Annotated in this window: 21 protein-coding genes; 11 read left to right on the forward strand and 10 right to left on the reverse strand. The window is 50.0% G+C overall.

Annotated elements, in window-relative coordinates; genetic code table 11:
• Position 1 precedes the first annotated feature (1 nt).
• Positions 2–1,108, reverse strand: a complete 1,107-nt coding sequence (locus AB9H23_RS07790; RefSeq protein ID WP_370005981.1) for a radical SAM protein — start codon at positions 1,106–1,108, stop codon at positions 2–4.
• Positions 1,109–1,752: 644 nt separating this feature from the next.
• Here AB9H23_RS07790 and AB9H23_RS07795 point away from each other — a divergent pair.
• The 6 genes from AB9H23_RS07795 to AB9H23_RS07820 all read left to right on the forward strand — a co-directional run bounded on the left by AB9H23_RS07795 (position 1,753) and on the right by AB9H23_RS07820 (position 7,293).
• Positions 1,753–2,133: a hypothetical protein gene (locus AB9H23_RS07795; protein ID WP_370004678.1), complete on the forward strand. Its 381-nt coding sequence runs from the start codon at positions 1,753–1,755 to the stop codon at positions 2,131–2,133.
• An 81-nt stretch (positions 2,134–2,214) separates the two neighbouring features.
• Positions 2,215–3,570: a Ni-sirohydrochlorin a,c-diamide synthase gene (gene cfbB, locus AB9H23_RS07800; protein WP_370004679.1), complete on the forward strand. Its 1,356-nt coding sequence runs from the start codon at positions 2,215–2,217 to the stop codon at positions 3,568–3,570.
• Positions 3,560–4,642, forward strand: coding sequence for an oligosaccharide repeat unit polymerase family protein (locus AB9H23_RS07805; RefSeq protein WP_370004680.1), 1,083 nt, complete (start codon positions 3,560–3,562; stop codon positions 4,640–4,642). Before cfbB ends, AB9H23_RS07805 begins: the two co-directional genes overlap by 11 nt.
• Positions 4,599–5,660, forward strand: coding sequence for a hypothetical protein (locus AB9H23_RS07810; RefSeq protein ID WP_370004681.1), 1,062 nt, complete (start codon positions 4,599–4,601; stop codon positions 5,658–5,660). The genes AB9H23_RS07805 and AB9H23_RS07810 overlap by 44 nt, the downstream gene beginning before the upstream one ends.
• Before the next feature lie 220 nt (positions 5,661–5,880).
• Entirely contained in the window at positions 5,881–6,294 is a 414-nt protein-coding gene (locus tag AB9H23_RS07815; protein WP_370004682.1) for a cysteine peptidase family C39 domain-containing protein, read from the forward strand.
• A gap of 168 nt (positions 6,295–6,462) precedes the next feature.
• Positions 6,463–7,293, forward strand: coding sequence for a F420-dependent methylenetetrahydromethanopterin dehydrogenase (locus AB9H23_RS07820; protein WP_370004683.1), 831 nt, complete (start codon positions 6,463–6,465; stop codon positions 7,291–7,293).
• Between the two features lie 174 nt (positions 7,294–7,467).
• Here the strand turns inward: AB9H23_RS07820 and AB9H23_RS07825 are convergent, their stop codons facing one another.
• The 9 genes from AB9H23_RS07825 to AB9H23_RS07865 form a co-directional block, all read right to left on the reverse strand.
• Positions 7,468–8,250 carry a class II glutamine amidotransferase gene (locus tag AB9H23_RS07825; RefSeq protein ID WP_370004684.1) on the reverse strand — a complete coding sequence of 261 codons (783 nt, stop codon included), beginning with the start codon at positions 8,248–8,250 and terminating at the stop codon, positions 7,468–7,470.
• Positions 8,251–8,489: 239 nt separating this feature from the next.
• A complete protein-coding gene (gene hisB / locus AB9H23_RS07830) occupies positions 8,490–9,065 on the reverse strand; it encodes an imidazoleglycerol-phosphate dehydratase HisB (RefSeq protein ID WP_147671296.1) in 576 nt (191 codons plus the stop codon).
• Entirely contained in the window at positions 9,031–9,261 is a 231-nt protein-coding gene (locus AB9H23_RS07835) for a 4Fe-4S binding protein (protein ID WP_147671295.1), read from the reverse strand. Before AB9H23_RS07835 ends, hisB begins: the two co-directional genes overlap by 35 nt.
• Positions 9,262–9,280: 19 nt before the next feature.
• Positions 9,281–9,952 carry a TOBE domain-containing protein gene (locus AB9H23_RS07840; protein WP_147671294.1) on the reverse strand — a complete coding sequence of 224 codons (672 nt, stop codon included), beginning with the start codon at positions 9,950–9,952 and terminating at the stop codon, positions 9,281–9,283.
• A gap of 40 nt (positions 9,953–9,992) precedes the next feature.
• Positions 9,993–11,549 carry an oligosaccharide flippase family protein gene (locus tag AB9H23_RS07845; RefSeq protein ID WP_147671293.1) on the reverse strand — a complete coding sequence of 519 codons (1,557 nt, stop codon included), beginning with the start codon at positions 11,547–11,549 and terminating at the stop codon, positions 9,993–9,995.
• Between the two features lie 76 nt (positions 11,550–11,625).
• On the reverse strand, positions 11,626–12,210 hold the full coding sequence (locus AB9H23_RS07850; RefSeq protein WP_370004685.1) for a flavodoxin family protein: 585 nt from the start codon (positions 12,208–12,210) through the stop codon (positions 11,626–11,628).
• A gap of 18 nt (positions 12,211–12,228) precedes the next feature.
• On the reverse strand, positions 12,229–13,449 hold the full coding sequence (locus tag AB9H23_RS07855) for a bifunctional 5,6,7,8-tetrahydromethanopterin hydro-lyase/3-hexulose-6-phosphate synthase (RefSeq protein WP_370004686.1): 1,221 nt from the start codon (positions 13,447–13,449) through the stop codon (positions 12,229–12,231).
• Between the two features lie 12 nt (positions 13,450–13,461).
• A complete protein-coding gene (locus AB9H23_RS07860; RefSeq protein WP_370004687.1) occupies positions 13,462–13,749 on the reverse strand; it encodes a hypothetical protein in 288 nt (95 codons plus the stop codon).
• Positions 13,750–13,909: 160 nt separating this feature from the next.
• Positions 13,910–15,196 carry a TrpB-like pyridoxal phosphate-dependent enzyme gene (locus AB9H23_RS07865; RefSeq protein ID WP_370004688.1) on the reverse strand — a complete coding sequence of 429 codons (1,287 nt, stop codon included), beginning with the start codon at positions 15,194–15,196 and terminating at the stop codon, positions 13,910–13,912.
• Between the two features lie 123 nt (positions 15,197–15,319).
• Between AB9H23_RS07865 and AB9H23_RS07870 the strand changes: the two genes are divergently transcribed.
• From AB9H23_RS07870 to AB9H23_RS07890, 5 genes are all read left to right on the forward strand, one after another.
• Complete coding sequence (locus AB9H23_RS07870) at positions 15,320–16,363, forward strand: DUF1786 domain-containing protein (protein WP_370004689.1); 1,044 nt, start codon at positions 15,320–15,322, stop codon at positions 16,361–16,363.
• 41 nt (positions 16,364–16,404) lie between these two features.
• A complete protein-coding gene (locus AB9H23_RS07875) occupies positions 16,405–17,067 on the forward strand; it encodes a PHP domain-containing protein (RefSeq protein ID WP_370004691.1) in 663 nt (220 codons plus the stop codon).
• Positions 17,057–17,848 carry a DUF63 family protein gene (locus tag AB9H23_RS07880; protein ID WP_370004692.1) on the forward strand — a complete coding sequence of 264 codons (792 nt, stop codon included), beginning with the start codon at positions 17,057–17,059 and terminating at the stop codon, positions 17,846–17,848. The genes AB9H23_RS07875 and AB9H23_RS07880 overlap by 11 nt, the downstream gene beginning before the upstream one ends.
• A 145-nt stretch (positions 17,849–17,993) precedes the next feature.
• A complete protein-coding gene (locus AB9H23_RS07885; RefSeq protein ID WP_370004693.1) occupies positions 17,994–19,511 on the forward strand; it encodes a 2-isopropylmalate synthase in 1,518 nt (505 codons plus the stop codon).
• A gap of 8 nt (positions 19,512–19,519) precedes the next feature.
• Positions 19,520–20,704 (forward strand): nitrogenase component 1, encoded by a 1,185-nt coding sequence (locus AB9H23_RS07890; protein ID WP_370004694.1) that lies wholly within the window; start codon positions 19,520–19,522, stop codon positions 20,702–20,704.
• The last annotated feature ends 60 nt before the right edge of the window (positions 20,705–20,764 follow it).

A 20,764-nucleotide genomic window follows, 5' to 3' on the forward strand; every position in this document is an offset into this window, starting at 1 on the left:
TTCAATCCCCCTTATTCCAGCTGCTGAGGGTTGTCTGGGATCCATCAAGGTATATGAAGGGCTCGGCCCTGCCCAGCCTCACCCCCATTCCCTTCAGGATATCTGCTGTGAGGTTAACCCTTTCCCTGAGTTCAATTATTTTTCTGGCTGACCCGGGTCCTATTCCGGGGACCCTGATGATTTCATGATAGGGGGCGGTCTTGAGGTCCACCGGGAAGATATCCATCTCCATGGCTGCGGCGTACTTTGGATCCACAGAGGTGTCCAGGTAACCCCCACTGAACCTCAACTCATCAACACCGAAACCATAGGACTTGAGGAGGGAATCTGTCTGGTAAAGTCTGAAGACACGCCGGGGATCTGCTTCAGCCCTTTTCTCAAGTTCAGTCCCTTCAATGGGCTGAAAACCACTGAAATACACCCTCCTGAGGGAATATTTATCATAGATCCACTTAACACGTTTAACTATATCCTCATCTGTTTCATCAACAGCCCCCACCATCAGCTGGGTGCTCTGGCCTGAGGTTGCAAGTTCAGGGTATCTCTTTTTGAACCTGCTGATCCACCTCATTCTCCGCAGGATGTCAACAGTGTAGTCCTTGGTGGATGAAAGTTCATCGAGGCCATCCCTGGTTGCGGTCTCAAGGTTGATGCTCACACGACTTGCAAGTTCCATGGCCCTCCTTACAGTGTCCATGGATGAACCCGGTATGATCTTGAGGTGTATGTAGCCGCCGTAGCCCTCAAGCCTCAGGATTCTGAGGGTCTCCAGGAGATTCTCCATGGTTTCATCAGGGTCCCTGCTCACTCCGGAGCTGAGGAAGAGTCCATCAACGTAGCGCCTCTCATAGTAGTCAAGGAATATCCCTGCAATTTCCTCCGGCTTCAGCTCTACGGGCTCTTTCTCTGCGCTGTTTATACAGTACCTGCAGTCGTTGCAGCACCTGTTGGTGAGCAGAACCTTAAATAGGGGGACCCTGCAGCCCCTGTAACTGGTGTAGTAGATACCCGGCACCGAGGGGTTCCTCTGGGAGGGGTCTGCACTGTAGTCGCAGAGGTCAAACTGGGCACTGTCACTCAGCACCTGGACCCTTTCAGCAAGACTCATGGTTAATAGTATGTCCATGATTCTATAACTAATTTTATCAGGGGCCTTCCGGGATCCGCAGTGATTCTAATGGGAGATAGGATGAATGATCTGAAAGGATTATAATTGATTTTAAGCCATAAAAAAGATTTAAATTAACTTTTAACCACAAAAAAATATTTAAAATTCAAAAAAATCCATTTAATACCCTGATATGAAGACAGCTCTTTTTTCATGTTGCGTATCCTCTCAGAATGGTGCCTATGTACCCCCTTGAATAAACCATCAGATTATTCAATTTAAAAAAAGGTTTAATATGGCTTATTTTTTGAAAAAAGGAAACGGTAGTGTCAGAGTGATTTAAAGAAGAAATTAAAAGATCACACCCATCACTTCAATTTTTAAAAAGTAATTAGAAGGCTCTAATTGAAAAAAAGAGTTCTAAAACGTCTTATTTTCCAATTCTGAGACAAAATATTTATATATGAGGTCACAGTTATAATCTAACATCCAGAGGGAACATTAAATAGTCTTTCTGGATTGGAGGCGGTAAAATTAAGCGACTTTTTATTGCATCTTTATTTCTATTCTCCATAGCTGCAGCGGGCATAACCGCTTCTGAGGCGGAGGATAGAGGAACTGAAATCAGCGCAAAGCCCCTGAAGGTGGATGCGAAGAAGTATCATAAGAAGTACACCAAAAAAAGAATCCATACAAAGGCGTACTATAAAAAGAGGGTCCTCAAAAGGAAACATGTGAGGGCCTACAGACGCACATCAAGGGATGTGGGAGCATCATTCCACACTGTAACCGCGGATTACGTTGAGGCCAGTGGGAGGTGTTCATGTTCACTCCATGGGGATTACAGGGAGCATCAGTCACGCTTCAGGAATTACTGCCCCTTCTGTGGCAGGCACGGAACACTGAGGTATGAGGAGGGCTCCACATGTCCAGAGGGGATGTGGTTCTGCAGCAGATGCGACGCCGACTTCTGCCTTGTCCATGGAAAGTCACACACATCAAGGTCAAGGTATCTTCTAAGATGAAATCCTTTTTTTATTTCCGGGAAACAGAGGAAAGCTGCTATTCTCCCAAAACTTAAATAAATGTAGCATCGAGTTTCATATATGAGACTTGTACTTGCAGGGACAGGGAGCGCAGTTGGCAAGACCACCATAGCGACCGGGATAATGAGGGCACTTTCAGATAGGGGCATCCAGCCCTTCAAGGTGGGTCCGGACTACATAGACCCATCGTATCACACCATGGCCACAGGCAACATCTCAAGGAACCTCGACTCCTTCTTCATGACAGATGCCCAGATAAGGGAGGCCTTCACAAGGGCAATGAAGATATCTGGAGCCAGAATGGGTATAATAGAGGGCGTCAGGGGACTGTATGAGGGTATAAGTTCAACCGGGGACACTGGAAGCACTGCTTCAGTTGCAAAGGCCCTCAAGGCCCCTGTGGTTCTCATAATAAATTCAAGAAGCCTTGTTAAAAGCGCGGCAGCCATGGTGCTGGGTTTCAGGTCCCTTGACCCTGAGGTTAAAATCAGGGGGGTTATCCTGAACCAGGTTAAGAACAGGAGACACTACCTCAAGACAAAGGAGGCTGTGGAGGAACTCACAGGCACTGAGGTGGTGGGGGGGATACCAAGGAGTGCAGAACTGGAGGTTGAGCAGAGGCACCTTGGACTTGTACCTGCCGTTGAAAGGGAACAGATAGCATCCTACATTGAGAGATGGGGCAGTGCAATGGAGGAGTACCTGGACCTTGAGGCCCTTGAGGATATAATGGCGTCTGCGGGGAAAATTGATGGGGAGAGGGAACCTCTGTGGCAGAGGGAGAACAAAAGGAAGGTTAAAATAGGCGTGGCATTTGATGAGGCCTTTAACTTTTATTACAGGGAGAACATGGAGGCCCTTGAGGATAACGCGGCTTCGGTTGTCTACTTCAGCCCCCTCCATGATGAGGAGCTTCCTGATGTTGACGCGGTATACATAGGGGGCGGTTACCCTGAGGTCTTTGCAGGGGAACTCGAATCCAACAGATCCATGAGGATGTCGGTGAAGAGGTTTCACGCAGACGGCAGACCCATCTTCGGGGAATGTGGCGGCCTTATGTACCTGATGAGGTCCATTGATGGGCGCGAGATGTGTGGTGTGTTCCCCTACGATGCTGAGATGACGAAAAATGTCCAGGGACTGAGTTACGTGATCTCTGAGGCGGTCTCTGACAACCTGATAACAGGGGAGGGGGATGTGTTCAGGGGACATGAATTCCACTACTCAAGGGTCTCAGTCACTGGAGATGCGCAGTTTGCCTTCAGGGTGCTCAGGGGAAGGGGTATAATGGATTCCATGGATGGAATAACCTCTGGATCGGCCCTTGCAAGTTACGTGCACATACATGTAGCATCATGTCCCACCTTTGCCGCAAACTTCACAAGGAATGCATGGGAGCTCCAGGATGAGGTTTGATATATTCTCTCCCTATTCTGTCATTATAGCGCTGCTCATATACCTTGTACTTGCCCTTTCAGGGGCACTGATGGGCATCAGGGGCCTGATACTCCCATCAGGGCTTTCAGTTCTCTATATAGTCCTGGGTGCCAGCATATTCATCCTTGGAGTATATATGTCTGGAAGGATACGAACAGAGAAACCTGCCAGCCCAGGAAATCCACCGGAAGCACTCCTGGTACTTCTTGTCACGTCTGGAATCATTCTACAGGCACTGAACCTTTATCTTCTGGGTGGAATCCCACTACTCAGCGGTTATCTCAAGGCAAGGGCGGTTACGAAGATGTGGCTTCTCTCATACCTCATATTCCTCCCATCAATTAACATGCTTCTTGCAGCTTATCCCAGGAGGAGGTACTGTATTCCACTTATAATTGGCGCCACACTCTTTGCCCTCACAGGCTACAGGACAACCGTTGTGGTTATACTGCTGAGCGGTATCATAACCATCTACTATTCTGCAAGGCCATCCCCCCGCCAGATAGGCCTCCTAATATCAGCTCTTGCCATTGTGGCAATAGCAGTCGGTTACATTGCTGTTAAATCAATTGAATGGCAGACCTGGACCCTCAATCCACTGGAACTCCTCCTCTACAGGGCAAGCTACACCCTCATGGTATTTGATAGGCTTCTGGACCATCAGGGAGCAACTGCCGGTAAACTCCTCTATTACACCCTTACAGGATACCTGCACTCAACTGATCCAAGGGCAATCGTCGGTGAGGCCGTGCTTGGCTACAGGCACTCAACAACATCACTCATATTCGGACCCCCGCTCCTGGACTTCGGGCTTCCTGCAATGGTTATCCAGATGTTCCTCCTGGGCCTGATTCTTGGATTAATGCACAGGATTCAGATATCACTGAATGGAATCTTCACAGGTATCTATTCAGTAATTCTGGCCCATACCATAATCTGGGTTGAAACAGGCCCAACAGACCTTGTGGTCTGGTTGTTCTACATGGTGGCCATCATATCAATTATATATGTCCTCTGGAGGTGTTATCCTGAAACTGGCGGTTGCAGCTGAACTGGCACCTGCAAAGACCTTCCATCCACTGATGCAGGAATCTGGATATGAGTACCACTGCCTGTGCCATGGTGGGGGGGTGAGGGAGGTCCTGGGAGACCTTTGCCAGGAGTACTATTCCATGGGAACCAGCAGGAGCAGATCCGGGGGTAAGATGGAAATCGCATACCTCGTCCTGAGGGATATTGCAGCTACCTGGCGCCACCTTGGAAAAATAAACCCGGATCTCGTGCTCACATGCGGGAATGCAGGGGATGTGAGGAAGGCCATCGCAGCATCATATCTCAGGGGGAGGGGTGTCCTTCATATTGAACAGGACATCTACAACCCCATTGAAATGATAGCGTTTGCAGACATTGTAACGGCACCATCCACCCGCTACAGGGATTACCTTGAGGATACGTACCTCCTTGAGAATGTTGAGGTCATAGGTGGCTACCCCCACGCCCTCTATGTGAGCCGCCTCCAGACTGAGGATCCAGGTATCGGGAATTACACTCTCCTGGTCCTTGGAGGCGACCTGCGAAGGAGGGATATACCTGACCTCATATCAAGAGTTGAAGCCCTTGGAAGACGCATTATAGTGGTACCCTTCCGCTTCAGTCCACATTATGTAAGGAGCTTCGTAGGTTCAGAGAAGACTGAGGTCCTTGAGGGGTTTGTTGATCTTCCATCCCTCATGGCCTACGCTGACCTTGTTATATACGGGGCGGGAATGGGCCTCACCATCGAGGCTGCGGTGCTGGGTGTTCCGGCAATTAAGCTCCGGGGCTTCCATGAGAGACACGCTAGTGTGGACCTTGCAGGTGAGGTGGGGATACCTGTGGTTGATTCTGCCAGCCTGAGTGAGGTGGTGGATGATGTTAAACCACCTGAATCCTCAGGAATTGTAGGGGATGCTGAGCGGGCCATCAGAAAATTGATGGGGCTCATTGATGATTTCCATGAGGTCGCGGGTCCCCGGGGTGGATTTAGGTCTATGAAGCGCATCTGGGATGCCCGAAAAGGTTTCAGGTAGCTGATGGATACCTTCAGGTCATTAATTCTTTGAGGAACCACTATTCTGGGTGATGGTCAGGGCATTTGCCCGCTGCTCGTTCAACCTCCTTTTCATTTGAAGCAAGACCGCCGTGCGTTATATTAGCCCATGGGCTTCTGTTTCACTTCAATCATATACATTTATTAATAATAATTAATAATTTATTATGAATACTGGTATTAAAATGGAGGTTTTTAATATGAAATCATCTCTGGGTGATGAGGTTATAGTGAGGCAGAGCAGCGGCTACAGCTGTGGCCCGGCGGCACTTGCCACGGTTCTCAGAAACCTTGGAGTTCACTGCAGCGAGGCAGAACTGGCGGAGCTTGCAGGTACAGACGAATCAGGGACCACCATGTATGGGCTGATACTCGCAGCAACCTCGAAGGGGTTGAGTGCAAGGGGTGTCAGGATGGAAATATCGGATCTGAGAAGGAATCACATCGCATTTGTAAGGTACGGTGACACGGCACACTACACCGTTGTTCTCTCGGTTGATGATAGAAACATCACCCTGGCTGACCCTGCCATGGGAAGGATCAGGATAAGGAGGGAGATCTTCTCAAAAATATTCACAGGCAACGTTCTTGTGGTTGAAAGGGAGGAGGATTAATAAACCTAATATTAAATTAAATGATTAAGATATTAACTATAATTTAAATTTTAATCATCATGATCCCAGAAAAGGTAAAAAATATACTACTGGTATAAAAGCTTAATCATAATCTTTAAATCATAAAATACTTAATAAGGCGCAAAATAATAAGATTCTGGTGATCTAATGGTTGTAAAAATTGGTATAATAAAATGTGGTAACATCGGGACCTCACCTGTGCTGGACCTGTTACTTGATGAGAGGGCAGACAGGCCAAACATAGATGTCTGTGTCGTGGGTTCAGGTGCAAAAATGAACCCCGATGAAATCGAAAGGGCAGTACCAACCATGCTTGAAATGGAGAGGGACTTTGTTATATTCATAAGCCCAAACCCCGGTGCACCTGGCCCTGCAAAGGCAAGGGAGCTCCTTTCAGCGGCTGATGTTCCAGCCATGATCATAGGTGACGCACCAGGCCTCAGGGTCAAGGATGAAATCGAGGAGCAGGGACTTGGATACATAATAGTAAAGGCCGACCCGATGATAGGGGCAAGAAGGGAGTTCCTGGACCCAACAGAGATGGCATCCTTCAACTCTGACGTTATAAAGGTCCTTGCATTCACAGGCGCATACAGGGTTGTGCAGAACACAATCGATGCAATGATCGCGGATGTTGAAGCCGGAAAGGCACCTGAACTTCCACAGGTGGTAATAGACACAGATAAGGCGGTTGAGGCAGCAGGCTACACCAACCCATATGCAAAGGCCAAGGCCATGGCTGCATATGAGATAGCAACCAAGGTGGCTGACATAGACGTCAGGGGCTGCTTCATGGTACAGGACCCTGACCAGTACATACCAATCGTTGCCTCAGCACACGAAATGCTATCTGCAGCTGCCAAACTTGCAATTGAAGCAAGGGAAATCGAAAAGGCCAACGACACCGTGCTGAGAACACCACACGGTAAGGAAGGCGAAACACTTAGCAAGAAGGATCTTCTGGCCAAGCCAGAATAGATCTTCAACCACTTATTTTTTCTGATATATGAGCCTTTCAACGGGGATTTAATTCTCACCTTTGCAACGTTCCAGAGCATGGTTTATATTCCGTATGCTTAATATCACTGGTCCAGCGGTCCATATAAAAAATAGATGGCATGGATCTTGGTTGAAATTGGCTGTCGTACGTCGTCAGATGCTCTCCTCACTGACCCTGAAGATTAACTTCCCATCTCTGTAGACCCTCAATTCTCCTTGAAGGAAGGCCTCCCATTTTTCACTGGTCAGAGGTTTACTTGCGATTATGTAACCCTCCTGATCAGGCTTTTTCTCATGGGCGAGGTCTATCTGGTAATCGTCATCAAGGAGTTCAACAGGACCGTAGGGCGCCTTTCGATGCAACTGGTGGAGACCCTTGTATCCCCTAATGTCATGATAGGAGAAAAGGTGTTTACCATCGGATAGGAGGCAGTTAAATCTTCCATGTCCGTTTATTTCATTCAGGACGCTCCAGAGCCACACGTAATCCTCATCACCCCTGAATTTAACGCCCTTCTCACTTATGCGATTCATGATGTGGCAGAATGCGATCTCGGAGTCAGTTGTCCCAACGGGCTTATACCTTCCACCCTCAGGGTTGTCAATGCTGAGGGTACCGTTGTGGGCGAAGACATAGTCCCGTCCGTCCCATTCCCTCTGGAAGGGGTGGGTGTTCCTGTGGGACCTATCCCCGCTGGTTATCTGACGTATATGGGATATTATGATCCTGGAACCTATGGGTTCATAGTTCTCCAGGAACTGTGACAGCGGACTCTCCTTTGATGGGCATGGCTCTTTGTAAACCTGTACCGATTCATCCGGATAGAAGGCCAGCCCCCAGCCATCTGGATTATTCTCTGACCTCTTCCTGAAACCCCTGAGGGAAAAGGATGGTTTCACTTCCCGGTTAAAACAGAACCCCAGAAGTTCACACAAACCAATCACCCCCTACTTTGTAATCAGATTCTTCCAGTGATGGATTGTGATGCAGACTGAGGTCAATTATCATGTCTTAGACGGCAGATCCTATGATTAATTAAGCGAAAACCTCTTAATAAATTGCATCCAAACCTGAAACGCGTATCTGCAATGATATGGCAACTGAACTCCCCTATGCGAAATACTAGGGTACAAATGAAATGACTTTAAGGTGCACGTCGCCATCCACAGATTCTCTACAATCTACCCTTGGTGCTTGGAATCATATCGTGTTCAACCCGTACAGCGTCCCTGAGTGCCATTGCAAGCGCCTTGAAGAGTGCCTCGGCCTTATGGTGGTCGTTACTTCCCCTCACAGATGCGTGGATGTTAATGGCCGCAGAAGCCGCAAATGATTCAAAGAAATGCCCTATGTTATCTGATGATACGTCCCCAATCTTTGCACGGCTGAAATCAAGTTCAAGTACTGTGTAGGGTCTTCCACCCAGGTCCAGTGCAACGGTGGCCAGGGACTCATCCATGGGGACCATAGCATGGGCCATCCTCCTTATACCCTTTCCATCACCGAGGGCCTCCCTGAGAGCCTCGCCCAGTGTCAGCGCAACGTCCTCAACCGTGTGGTGGTCGTCAACCTCCAGATCTCCCCTTGCCTCCACCTCAAGGTCCATGAGCCCGTGACGGGCCAGTGATCCAAGCATGTGGTCAAGGAATCCAAGACCTGTATTCACATTTGACCTTCCACTACCATCAAGGTTAAGATCAACCTTCACATGGGTTTCAAGGGTTTCCCGGGTCTTCAGACTTCTTCTCATAGTTATCATCCCTTATGATCCTTATGGCGCCTTCAGGACATTTACTTGCACATATCATGCACTGGTGGCAGAATTCAAGGTTTGAGGCCCGGGCAGGATTTCTCCTGTCTATGGCCCATATCCTTCCCCCCTTGGGACAGGCCTCACGGCACTCACCGCATCCGGTGCATTTATCTGGATCCACAATGATCTTCAATTAAATCACCACCAATCCGTCATATCTTAAGAACAGTAACAGCAACAGCCTTAAAACCAGCATATACATCGGATCCAGGGTTCAGTTTCATTTTACGCTGAGATTCCCGTGTTATGCGGGTCTTGAGTTTAATGTCCCCTGCATTGATCCTGACAGTCACAGTGTCCCCATCAAGTTCAAGGCCTGTAACAGTTCCTGGAATGATGTTCCTCATGCTGGTATCGTACCTTTCACCCATGAGCACAATGTCCTCAGGGTCAACGAGGAGTATGACCTCATCTCCAGGGGATAAACCCTCAACCATTGGTGCCTCCATGAGGGAGTTCCCCACCCTTATCCTTGAACCATCCCCTGAAATCTCCTCAACAGTTCCCCTGATTTCGTTACTGGAAATCTGCCTTTCAAGGGCCCTCTTTAATTTAAGATACTCAAGGACGACCCTGATGCCTGTTTCTGTGAGCCTGCTACCTCCACCCCCACCTTTACCGCCCCTTCTGGTTTCCACGACCTCTTCACCGAGGAGTTCCTCAAGGTTCTTTATATAGGCAAGGGCGCTGCGGTAGGGGATACCAGCCTCCTCTGCTGCTCTGCTTATGGAACCCCTGCTCTGGATCAGCCTGAGAAGTCTGAACCTTCTCTCATCCACGGGGACTTCGGTTCCGTCAATGGCAATTCTGCAGCTGAAGCTCATTGTAGAACCTATGGATCTTGTTCTTTATATTCTTATGCCATCACCTTGCCCAGCGGTCCATGAGGTCAGCCACCCTGTTCATGGCTCCTGAGAGGGGACCCATCCTTGATGCAGACTTCCTCAAAAGCCTCACGTCCCTCTTCTCAACACCACCTATAAGGAGCAGGCTCGCACCGTAAACCAGGGGACTGAGGATTATTGCCAGAAGGAGCCCCATTATGGTCTGGGGAAGGAGCAGCATGAAGACACCCATAACCCCTGATGCGAATCCTATCCTGAGAAGTGAGAGGCCAGGTGGCTTCACACCGGTTATCTCTGAGGTCTTCCAGAGGATGATGATCATTATGATAAGTGCTGCGATTGTTGTTGCAAGGGCTCCCCCCTCGATTCCAAGTAATGGTACGAGGGCAACGTTCAGTGCAAGGTTTATGACAGTTCCAGCAACCAGCACGTACATTGGAAGACGGGGGTAACCTATCCCCTGGGCGATGCTTGAGGATATCATGAAGAGGGTGTAGAAGCTCATCCCAACAACCAGTATGCTCAGGGCCCCGGCACCGAAGATGAAGTTGCTCCCAAAGAGGAGTTCAAGGAGGGGTTCTGAGAAGACGGCTATGCCAACACACATGGGAAGTACAAGGAGAGTCACGACCCTGTATGACTGTACAATGTAGGTTTCAAGGAGCTTCCTGTCATTCAGGGCGAAGGCCTCTGAGGCCGCAGGAAGAACAGCAGTTGCCACAGAGAGTGATACTACAAGAGGAAGCCTTGCAACAGGATCAGCCGCAGTGTAGTACCCCACAGAGGTTGTCGCCATGAAAACCCCTATCACAAATACACTTATATCATATATTGCCATCTCAGAGAGGGCGGTGATTATAACGGGGATGGAGAATGAGAGAAGCACTTTCACAAGCCCCAGCTCCTCCCTGAGGGTCAGCCTCTTTTCTGGGGGAGCAGGCGGGAAGTAGCTGTTCATCAGCCTTTTGAATATCAGGATAGCTGATATGGCCGAGGCAAGAAAACCCATGGCGGTACCCATAACCGCCCCTGCTGCATAGAAACCAGCCATCACAAAGACAACTGCGAGGGTTATCATGAAAACCTGCTCAACCGCCCTTGTAACCACGACGTACTCCATCCGGTATATGCCCTGAAATGCGCCCCTGAAGGCACCCACTATAACACTGAAGGGTGTTATAAGTGCAACAGCCTGCAGGGGGTACTGGGCTGCTGGTTTATGGAAGAACTGGTTTGCAAGCCAGGGGGCTGTGAAGAACATTACGAGGGAAAACGTCAGACCAAGAAATATCATGACCTTCAGCGCGGTTACAACAACCTGCCTGGCCATCTCATCCTCCTTGAGGGCCCGGTGCTGGGCCACATACTTGGCTATTGCCGGCGGCAGACCCCCGGCGGCCAGTATCTGGAATATCCCCTGGAATGGGAGTGTCAGTCCCAGGAGTCCGTAGCCCTCGGGTCCGAGGAGACGTGTCATTAGAACCCGGTAGATGTATCCACCCACCCTGAAAAGGAGGTTGCCGATTATTATAAAGAAGCTGCCCTTTAGAAGTTTGGAGGTACCTGAAGATGCCATTGAATCACCGGAAAAATAAATCTGATAGCGCCTTAAATAAGCCTTTGGGTCGAAGTTGCCATGATAAAAAAATAGCTTATGGGGCCCGGGAATTCAGAATTCTCTTAAACATTTTGAGGGTTTTATCAAGGGTTTTAAACCCGTAGGAGTCCTCCTTAACGCCCTCGACGGTGTCCCTTGACCAGAGACACGCACCCAGGTTTGCTCCGAAGGACCCCCCGCTTACTGGTATTACTCCGTTGAGGATGTAGAAGGTGTGTATCTGCATGAGGGCGGGTTCCTGCCCCCCGCACCTGTCACCACCAACAGCTATGCCCATGCCCACCTTTCCCCTCAGGGAGTCGTAGTCCTCTGCGCCAAGCGCCCGGCAGCGGTCCATTATGGCCTTCACCTGGGCGCTGACACCACCATTGTAGACAGGGGTTGCAATTATGATTCCCTGGGCCCCCCTCAGGAGGTCGTAGAGGGGGTACATGTCGTCCCTCAGCACACACTCCCTGTTCCTGAGGCAGTAGTCACAGTGCCTGCAGGGCGAGATGTTCTTACCCCTCACAGCGAAGAATTCGGTTTCAAACCCCTCATCCGCCAGTGTTTCAAGGGCCCTCTCAAGCACGTAATGGGTGGCCTGTTTCCTGGGGCTTCCACATATACCCACTATCATATGCAACCCCCTTCCTGGCTAGATTGACTCGTCCTCGTCAAGGGGCAGTCTCATGGTGTCGGGGTCCTGGGGCATGTGCTCCAGGAAGTCCTCGGCGGCCCTCCTAACATCCCTTGAGCCGATTATGTACCTTCCAACCACTATTATGTCGGCGCCGCTATCAAGGGCCTCCTGCATCTTGGAGGGCGTTATACCGCCTGCAACGGCCACAAGACCCCTAGGGCCAAGTATATCCTTTATTTCCCTGATGTTGCCCCATTCGCTCATTTCACCAATATCCTCTCCACGCTCTGCCCTGAGGGTTTCAAGGTCCACATTCCTGTGGAGGAGGACGATGTCTGGCTTATATCTGAGGCCCCTGAGTTTATCAACGAAGTTTTCAACATTCATCATGTCCAGTATGGAGTATATGCCCTGTTTCTGGGCCTCGTGGATGGCCTTCTCAATGGATTCAACGGTTCCAAGACCTGATATGGCCACTGCATCAGCCGTCTCATCTGCGGCCATCTTAACCTCTATTCTGCCAACGTCAAGGGTTTTGAGGTCGGCTATTATGAAGGCGTCCCTTCGAAGCTCCCTTATCCTGCTCACGACACCAACACCGAACTTCTTGACGAGGGGTGTTCCGGCCTCGAGGAGTATCCTTTCCCTGTTGGGGAGAGCGTCAATGATCCTATCCATCTCCTCCATGCTGTCAAGGTCAAGGGCAACCTGCAGGTAGGGGGGGTTCCAGAGCCTGACTGCCCTGAAGCCCATGATGGGGTGGCTTCCCCGGTCCTTTTCACTGAGGACCTTCCTTGCTGATGGGTAGTTCTCCATGGCCCTTCTGAGGGCCAGTTTGGTTGCCCCGTAGTTGTACTGGTATATCTTGCGGTAGTCCTCTGCCTCAGGGTGTATGAATACGCTGACAATTACCACGAGGTCTTCAACCTTTTCCTCGGGGATTATTCCCTCCTCAACCGCATCGGCAACTGCACGGGCAACCGCTGTCTGTGCCGGCCCGAAGACCTTGTCGGCGTCCTCAAGGCAGCTCACCGTAACCTTGGGTACTATGAGGGTTGCGGGTTTTGTCATGAGGTTGGGCCTTATCACCGAAAGAAGTGGTGTATGACCAAGGGAAAGGCTGGTGAGGCCATTTGCAAAGGCCGCCCCCGCGTTTCCCTCCTTATCACCTATGATGAGATCTATATGGGCGACTTCATTGCCGCTTCCTATGAGTGCTTCACCTATTCTGTACAATCTTGATCCTCCTTATGTGGTTTGATTTTGAGCCGGTGGTTCGGGTTCTTCAGGTGCTGTGGTGTTTTCTTCACCGGGTGTGATGTTTGTCCTGGTTCTCTTTGTGGTTTTTATGGTGTTGTCGGTGCTGACCGGTGCAGGGGATTCATTTGCAAAACTCATATCTGTTGTTGCGTTGTCAGCCCAGTCCAGCTGGGTTACGTTCTGTTCCTGGGCCCCCATGTACAGGGCAACATTGAAACCGACCATCAGTGCTATGATAAGGATCATGGCACCGATAACGATATTTCTGTAGTCCATCAGATCACCTTGATGAGATTGATATAAACTAATTTAGTGTAGGTGATGATGGTATTTATATGTATTGAAGAAGGAGATACGGGATTTTCGTGGCTGAAATCCAGTGGAGTTCCAGGTATGGAGTTTCAGCCAGAAATTCCCATGAATTCAATCGGGGCTATCAGATTTTGCCCTCAAGATAGTCCCCGTAACCCTTGAGGTCCAGGAGCCCGTGGCCAGAGAAGCTTACGACTATGGTTTTTTCCTCACCGGTCTCTCTGCACTTTCTGGCCTCCTCCATGGCAACACTTATGGCGTGGCAGGTTTCCGGTGCAGGGACAACCCCCTCGGCCTTTGCAAATTTAACACCGCTCTCAAATATTTTATGCTGCGCCACGGCTCTGGCCTTGATGATGCCCTCCTTCACCAGCAGTGCAACCTGCGGTGACATTCCATGGTATCGCAGACCGCCTGCGTGTACAGATGGGGGTACAAAGTCGTGGCCGAGTGTGTACATTTTTAGGAGGGGCGTCATACCAGCAGTGTCACCGAAGTCGTACCGGTATTCTCCCTGGGTGAGGGTCGGGCAGGATCTTGGTTCAGCTGCTATGAATTCACAGTCGAGTTTACCATCAATTTTATCCTTTATGAATGGGAAAACCGCCCCACCAAAGTTGCTGCCCCCTCCAACACAGCCTATCATGACGTCAGGTGTTTCACCTGCTATTTCCAGCTGCTTCTGTGTTTCAAGACCTATCACGGTCTGGTGTAGCAGAACGTGGTTTAGGACGCTTCCAAGGGAGTAGTAAACGTTTTCATACTGTAGGGCCTCCTCCATTGCCTCTGATATGGCTATGCCAAGGGAGCCCGGGTGTTCGGGGTCCTCACTGAGTATTTTCCTTCCGAATTCGGTATGGTCACTTGGTGATGGGACAACCTCGCCACCGTAGAGCTGCATTATTGTTTTCCTGAAGGGCTTCTGATTGAAGGAAACCCTGACCATGTAGACCTTGCACTGGAGGTCCATGAGTGAACATGCAAGCGAGAGGGCTGTTCCCCACTGCCCAGCACCTGTTTCTGTTGTGAGCCTTTCAGCGCCATCTTCGCGGGCATAGTATGCCTGTGCTATCGCAGTATTCAATTTGTGGCTTCCTGTGGGTGAGTAATCCTCCCTCTTGTAGTATATCCTGGCGGGGGTGTCAAGCATCTCCTCAAGGCCCTTTGCCCGAAAGAGTGGGGTGGGTCTTCCGATCATCTTGTAGACATCTCTGACCTCCTTGGGAATCTTTATCCAGCGCTCCATTGACATCTCCTGCTCAAGGACACCCCTTGAGAACACCCTTGGAAGGTTCTCTATGTTCTCTCCGCCCTCCGGGTTTCTGGGTTCGGGTAGTGGTGATGGCAGGTCCGGGTTGATGTTGTACCATTTTTTTGGTATTTCATTTTCGTCAAGAACAATCTTGTTCATGGTATCACCTTGGATTTCATGATCCGGTCGTGTTATCATCAGCATTTACATGCATGATGTCTCTTTAAAGAACTATTTAAAACTTTACAGTACATATCTGTACATTTAGGAAATGGTTAATAAATGGAGGGAAGATATGATTCCCACATGAAGATACTTGCAGTTGATGTGGGGGCAGGGACCCAGGATATAATGTACCATGACACGGAAGTTGATAGAATTGAAAATTCCATAAAGATGGTGATGCCCTCACCCACAAGGATAATCGCAGAAAGGATCAGGGGAATCAGTGAGGACGTCTTCATTCATGGCCAGACAATGGGCGGGGGACCCGTGAGCAGGGCCATAATGGAACACCTTGAGAGGGGCTACCGTGTTGTAATGACCCCTGAGGCAGCAAGGACCATCAGGGATGATCTTGAAAGGGTCAGGGCAATGGGGATAGAAATATCAGAGAGGGACCCTGGCCTGAGGAGGGTGAAGTTAGGGGATGTTGATCTCGGGGCCATAGCAGGGGCCCTGGCACACTTTGACGTTGAACTGGAAATCGATTTCATGGGGGTGGCTGTTCAGGACCATGGTGCGGGTGGTGATATGGGTGATAGGAACTTCCGCTTCATGAAGATCAGGGAGAAACTCAGAGAACCATTGAAACCTCAGGAGTTCTCATACCTTGGCAATGTCCCAGATCACTTCACAAGGATGAAATCCATTGAGGATGCAGCTGAGCACCCGATCCTTATGATGGATTCCAAGTTCGCCTCAATAGCAGGGGCACTCCTTGACCCCGAAGTGGACTCCGATGGGCCGCTCGTCGCTGTTGATGTGGGTAACGGCCACACCCTGGCAGCCAGCATACTGGATGGCAGGATACATGGGGTCATGGAGCACCACACAAGGATGATGTCCCCTGAAAAACTTGAGGAACTCCTCCTGAAACTCGCCCATGGGGAGATAACCCACCGGGAGGTCCATGGCGACGGGGGGCATGGTGCCCATGTCCTCGGAGGGGTGGGTGAGCCTGAGGTGGTTATTGCAACTGGTCCACAGAGGAGTATTCTCGATGAAACATCCCTCAGGGTCCACCATGCTGCACCGGCAGGGGACGTCATGATGACAGGGCCCGTGGGGCTCATAGGAAGCATAGAATACAGGGTGATGCACTGATGGGTCCAATGGAACATGAGGGTAATTGTTAAGGTGATTTCATGATAAGGATTGACCCCCACATACACACGGTATACTCAGGGGATGCAAGGGGAACGCCACGGGATGTGCTGAAGAGGGCCTCCCTTGTGGGCCTCGATGCAGTTGCGATTGCAGACCACAATACAATGAAGGGATCCTTGATTGCAATGGAGGACTCAGCAGAATTTGGGGTCACGGTGGTCCCTGCAGTGGAGCTCAGCACATCCGCAGGCCACATAGTGGCACTGGGTGTGCAGGAGGAAATACAGAGGGGCCTCACACCTGCAGAGACCCTGGATGAGATACACTCACAGGACGCACTTGCCATAATACCACACCCATTTGTCAGGTACAGACAGGGACTCTTTGTGAACGAGAGAAACCTCCGTGTTGATGCAGTTGAAACCCTCAACTCCCGCTACATAGTTGGTTACTCCAACTGGAGGGCAAGGAAATTCGCAAGAAAGAGGGGCATCCCTGAGATAGGTGCAAGCGACGCACACTTTGTGGAGGCCGTTGGAAGTTCATTCACGTTTGTGGAGTCTGAAAATACCGCTGATGATATAATTGAGGGTATAAGAAGGGGTAGAACCAGACCTGAGGGAAGAAGGACACCTCTTCCCCTGATTGTGAGGGAGGTAATCAACAAAAAACTCATAGGCAGGATGAGAAATGATATCTGAGCTTCAGAAGTTCCTGGAGAGCAACTTCTTCTACCTCCACCCTGGCTACACACCCCTCAACACGGTTGTTTTCGGCCTTGTACTAGGAGTTGCTGTTCTCATCATACTCAGAATGTTCAGGTGGCTTAAAAAGGATCCTGGGGAACTCCTGGTGCCACTGCTTCCCTTCATATTTCTCGGGTCAGGTGCAAGGGCCCTCGTTGATAATGGGATCTATCCACTCACCCATCTCCTTGTGACCCCTGGCATATACATCCTTGTGGGACTCACGGCAATAGCAGCGCTCCTCGTCTCGGTTAAACTTGAGAAACTTTATGGATGGGATTACAGAAAGCTTGTATTTGCTACAGGGGCGGTTCTTTCCATACCAAACATCATAAGCATGCAGAAAATCAATCCAGTACCATTTTTCTCTGTACTGGGAGTATTCATGGCATCTGCATTCCTTTTCTATATAATAGGTCTTAAATGGGAACTTCTAAGGGACAGGATGAACCTCTACGTGGTATACGCGCACCTTTTTGATGCATCCTCAACCTACGTTGCGGTTGACCTCTATGGCTATGCTGAGCAGCATGTCCTGCCATCGGCATTCACGGCCCTGACTGGTACTGCCCTTGTGATGTTCCCACTCAAGATAGCGGTCATACTGGCGGCGCTCTATGCCATTGACAGGTACGTTGAGGACCCCGGGGACTCGGATCTACTTAAACTTGTGATATTCATACTCGGCCTAGCACCGGGCCTCAGGAACTTTCTGAGTCTCAGCATGGCGGTTTAAATATATCCAGGACCCCGTCTCTGACGGCAGAAATCTTTTCCTGACTTTTAAGTTATAACTTATAACTTATAAGTCTGCTGTGTAAAAGCTTTTAATTGTGGCAGCATATAGATCATGATAAAAGGCCAGACCACGGGGAATTTAAATGTACATAGAAGAGGTTAAACCAGAAATGAAGCTACCTGAGACGGTTGGAATATTTGACACAACACTCAGGGATGGTGAGCAGACACCGGGAGTGGCGCTCACGGTGGATGAGAAGATATGCATAGCAAGGAAACTGGACTCCCTTGGAGTTGACACAATAGAGGCAGGGTTCCCTGCAGCCTCCCCAGGGGAGATGGAATCCATAAAGATGATAGTCGACCTGGAACTTGATGCGAACACCTGTGGTTTGGCAAGGGTGCTCAGGGAGGACATAGACGCTGTTATTGACTGCGGCGCTGACTACATACACACCTTCATAGGGACCTCACCCCTCCACAGGAAGTACAAGCTCAAAATGTCCCCTGAGGAGATAATAGACAGGGCGGTATTCGGGGTGGAATATGCGGCTGAACATGGGCTCAGGGTGGAATTCTCTGCCGAGGACGCCACAAGGACAGAATTTGATTACCTTGTGGAGGTATACAGGGCCGCAGAGGATGCAGGGGCCGACATGATAAATGTCCCGGACACAGTTGGGGTGATGATACCCCGGGCCATGAACCACCTCATAAGGGGCCTCAGGGATGAGCTCAGGACACCCATAAGCGTCCACTGCCACAATGACTTTGGACTGGCCGTTGCAAACTCCCTTGCAGCGGTGGAGGCAGGCGCATCACAGGTACATGCAACCATCAACGGGCTCGGTGAAAGGGCAGGGAATGCAGCCCTCGAGGAGGTTGTGATGGCCCTTATAACCCGCTATGACCTCCCCCTCACCATAAAGACAACGGAACTTGTGAACATCTCGGAATTTGTATCAAAGATAACGGGGGTAAGGATGCCCCCCAACAAGGCAATCGTGGGCGAAAACGCCTTTGCACATGAGGCCGGCATACACGTCCATGGGGTTCTTGAGAAGGCAGAAACCTATGAACCCATAACACCTGAGATGGTTGGCCACAAGAGGAGGATAGTCCTCGGCAAGCACACAGGGGCCAATGCCCTCAGATCAAAGCTTCAGGAATACGGCATAGATATGAACGAGGACCAGTTCTGCACCCTCTATGAACAGGTCAAGAGACTCGGTGATAAGGGTAAAAGGATCACCGACGCAGATCTCAGGGCAATGGCCGTCACAATCCTTGGAAAGGCAACAAGGGAGATCGTGAAGCTTGAGGGCATAGCTGTGATGACAGGTGAGAGTGTGATGCCAACGGCCACAGTGAAGCTGAGGATTGGAGATGAGATCAAGACAACATCAATGACCGGTGTGGGACCAGTTGATGCGGCCATAAACGCCATACAGAGCCTTGTAAGTGAAACAGCAGATATAGAACTTGATGAGTACAACATAGAGGCAATAACAGGCGGTACCAACGCCCTTGCAGAGGTCTTCGTTGTCATGAGTGACGCCGACGGCAACAAGGCAACAGGAAGATCCACCAGGGAGGATATAGTGATGGCGAGTGTGGAGGCGGTCCTCGATGCCATCAACAAGATCCTGAGCCTCAAATAGGTGTACCGATGGAGCCAGTATCAACATGTAAACTCTTCGGGGCTGTAAGGGCTGTTTCAGGCATCCGCAATGCTGTACCACTCATCCATGGTCCCAGGGGCTGCGCATACCACATCGGATACCTTCTGACGGCAAGGGGAGGTAAGAGAATAAGGGTTCTATCAACAGAACTCACTGAATCAGATGTGGTATTCGGGGCAGCCGATAAACTCAAAAAGGCCATAGTTGATGCTGACAGAACCATTAAACCGGAACTCATAGCTGTTATGAGCTCCTGTGCAACAAGCATAATAGGTGAGGATATAGGTAGGGCTGCAGAGGAGGTTAAGGGGGAAATCGACTCTAAAATCATAACCATCAGTGCAGGGGGCTTTGAGTCAAACCAGGGCGAAGGATACCTTGAGGTCATGATGGCACTCCTTGAGTCCATTGCAGCTGATGCGAAACCATCAGATGAGCCATCAATCAACATCATAGGTGAGTTCAGGGGCGGCCCCGACCTCCACCATATTGTGGATACCCTGGGCAGGATGGGTGTTTCTGTGAACTGTGTTCTCACATCCGGGAGCACAGTCGGTGACATTGAGAGAATCGCGTCAGCCCATCTGAACTATTCCTTCTGTGATGTATCAGGAATAGGGCCCTGCAGGTTTCTCGAGGAGGAATTCGGGATTCCCTTCATCCACCACCCAATCCCCCTGGGATTTTCAAACACCCTAAGGTTCTATGAGGTGATACTTGAACACCTCAGCATTGATTACACCCTCCAGGACGAACTCGGTGAATACGCTGAGGAAAGGGATCGTCTGAGATCGGAACTGGATGGTGTGAGGGTCGGTATAGTTTCAGGGCCCACAAGGGCCGTTGCACTGGCCGGATTTGTAACTGAACTTGGAATGAAACCTGCTGTGGTGGCAATGGACATGATTGGTGAGTACACACTTGAGAACCTCTCTGGAACTGGTGTGAGGTCTGAGGTCCTGGTTGGGGCTGATCTCTCTGAGCTGGAGGATGCGCTTATCAGGAATGAACCTGAGGTCATACTCGGTGGAGTTGCAGAGACAAGGTTTTCAGAATCACTGGGGGCGCCGCTAATCGATGTTATGCATGGCTCTGCCCTCACTGCAGGGTTCAGGGGTGCATGTGTAACCGGTGGAAGGATACTTGAAGCTGTTAAGTCCAGAAGTTATTAAATTTTTTAATTAGCATATCACAAACTTTATATAATCTGGGGTTTCTATCTTTATTACAGA

Origin of the sequence: Methanothermobacter sp. KEPCO 2 (genome assembly GCF_041228365.1) — an archaeon.
Classification (GTDB): Archaea; Methanobacteriota; Methanobacteria; order Methanobacteriales; family Methanothermobacteraceae; genus Methanothermobacter; species Methanothermobacter marburgensis.

What these genes read in the sequence shown, in the direction of transcription:
- AB9H23_RS07810 (WP_370004681.1), top strand. Translation starts at nt 4,599, where the DNA reads ATGTCCTCTGGAGGTGTTATCCTGAAACTGGCGGTTGCAGCTGAACTG.
- AB9H23_RS07860 (WP_370004687.1), bottom strand. Translation starts at nt 13,749, where the DNA reads ATGGACTACAGAAATATCGTTATCGGTGCCATGATCCTTATCATAGCA.
- AB9H23_RS07875 (WP_370004691.1), top strand. Translation starts at nt 16,405, where the DNA reads ATGATAAGGATTGACCCCCACATACACACGGTATACTCAGGGGATGCA.
- cfbB (WP_370004679.1), top strand. Translation starts at nt 2,215, where the DNA reads ATGAGACTTGTACTTGCAGGGACAGGGAGCGCAGTTGGCAAGACCACC.
- AB9H23_RS07845 (WP_147671293.1), bottom strand. Translation starts at nt 11,549, where the DNA reads ATGGCATCTTCAGGTACCTCCAAACTTCTAAAGGGCAGCTTCTTTATA.
- AB9H23_RS07815 (WP_370004682.1), top strand. Translation starts at nt 5,881, where the DNA reads ATGAAATCATCTCTGGGTGATGAGGTTATAGTGAGGCAGAGCAGCGGC.
- AB9H23_RS07820 (WP_370004683.1), top strand. Translation starts at nt 6,463, where the DNA reads ATGGTTGTAAAAATTGGTATAATAAAATGTGGTAACATCGGGACCTCA.
- AB9H23_RS07850 (WP_370004685.1), bottom strand. Translation starts at nt 12,210, where the DNA reads ATGATAGTGGGTATATGTGGAAGCCCCAGGAAACAGGCCACCCATTAC.
- AB9H23_RS07885 (WP_370004693.1), top strand. Translation starts at nt 17,994, where the DNA reads ATGTACATAGAAGAGGTTAAACCAGAAATGAAGCTACCTGAGACGGTT.
- AB9H23_RS07805 (WP_370004680.1), top strand. Translation starts at nt 3,560, where the DNA reads ATGAGGTTTGATATATTCTCTCCCTATTCTGTCATTATAGCGCTGCTC.
- AB9H23_RS07840 (WP_147671294.1), bottom strand. Translation starts at nt 9,952, where the DNA reads ATGAGCTTCAGCTGCAGAATTGCCATTGACGGAACCGAAGTCCCCGTG.
- hisB (WP_147671296.1), bottom strand. Translation starts at nt 9,065, where the DNA reads ATGAGAAGAAGTCTGAAGACCCGGGAAACCCTTGAAACCCATGTGAAG.
- AB9H23_RS07865 (WP_370004688.1), bottom strand. Translation starts at nt 15,196, where the DNA reads ATGAACAAGATTGTTCTTGACGAAAATGAAATACCAAAAAAATGGTAC.
- AB9H23_RS07880 (WP_370004692.1), top strand. Translation starts at nt 17,057, where the DNA reads ATGATATCTGAGCTTCAGAAGTTCCTGGAGAGCAACTTCTTCTACCTC.
- AB9H23_RS07870 (WP_370004689.1), top strand. Translation starts at nt 15,320, where the DNA reads ATGGAGGGAAGATATGATTCCCACATGAAGATACTTGCAGTTGATGTG.
- AB9H23_RS07890 (WP_370004694.1), top strand. Translation starts at nt 19,520, where the DNA reads ATGGAGCCAGTATCAACATGTAAACTCTTCGGGGCTGTAAGGGCTGTT.
- AB9H23_RS07790 (WP_370005981.1), bottom strand. Translation starts at nt 1,108, where the DNA reads ATGAGTCTTGCTGAAAGGGTCCAGGTGCTGAGTGACAGTGCCCAGTTT.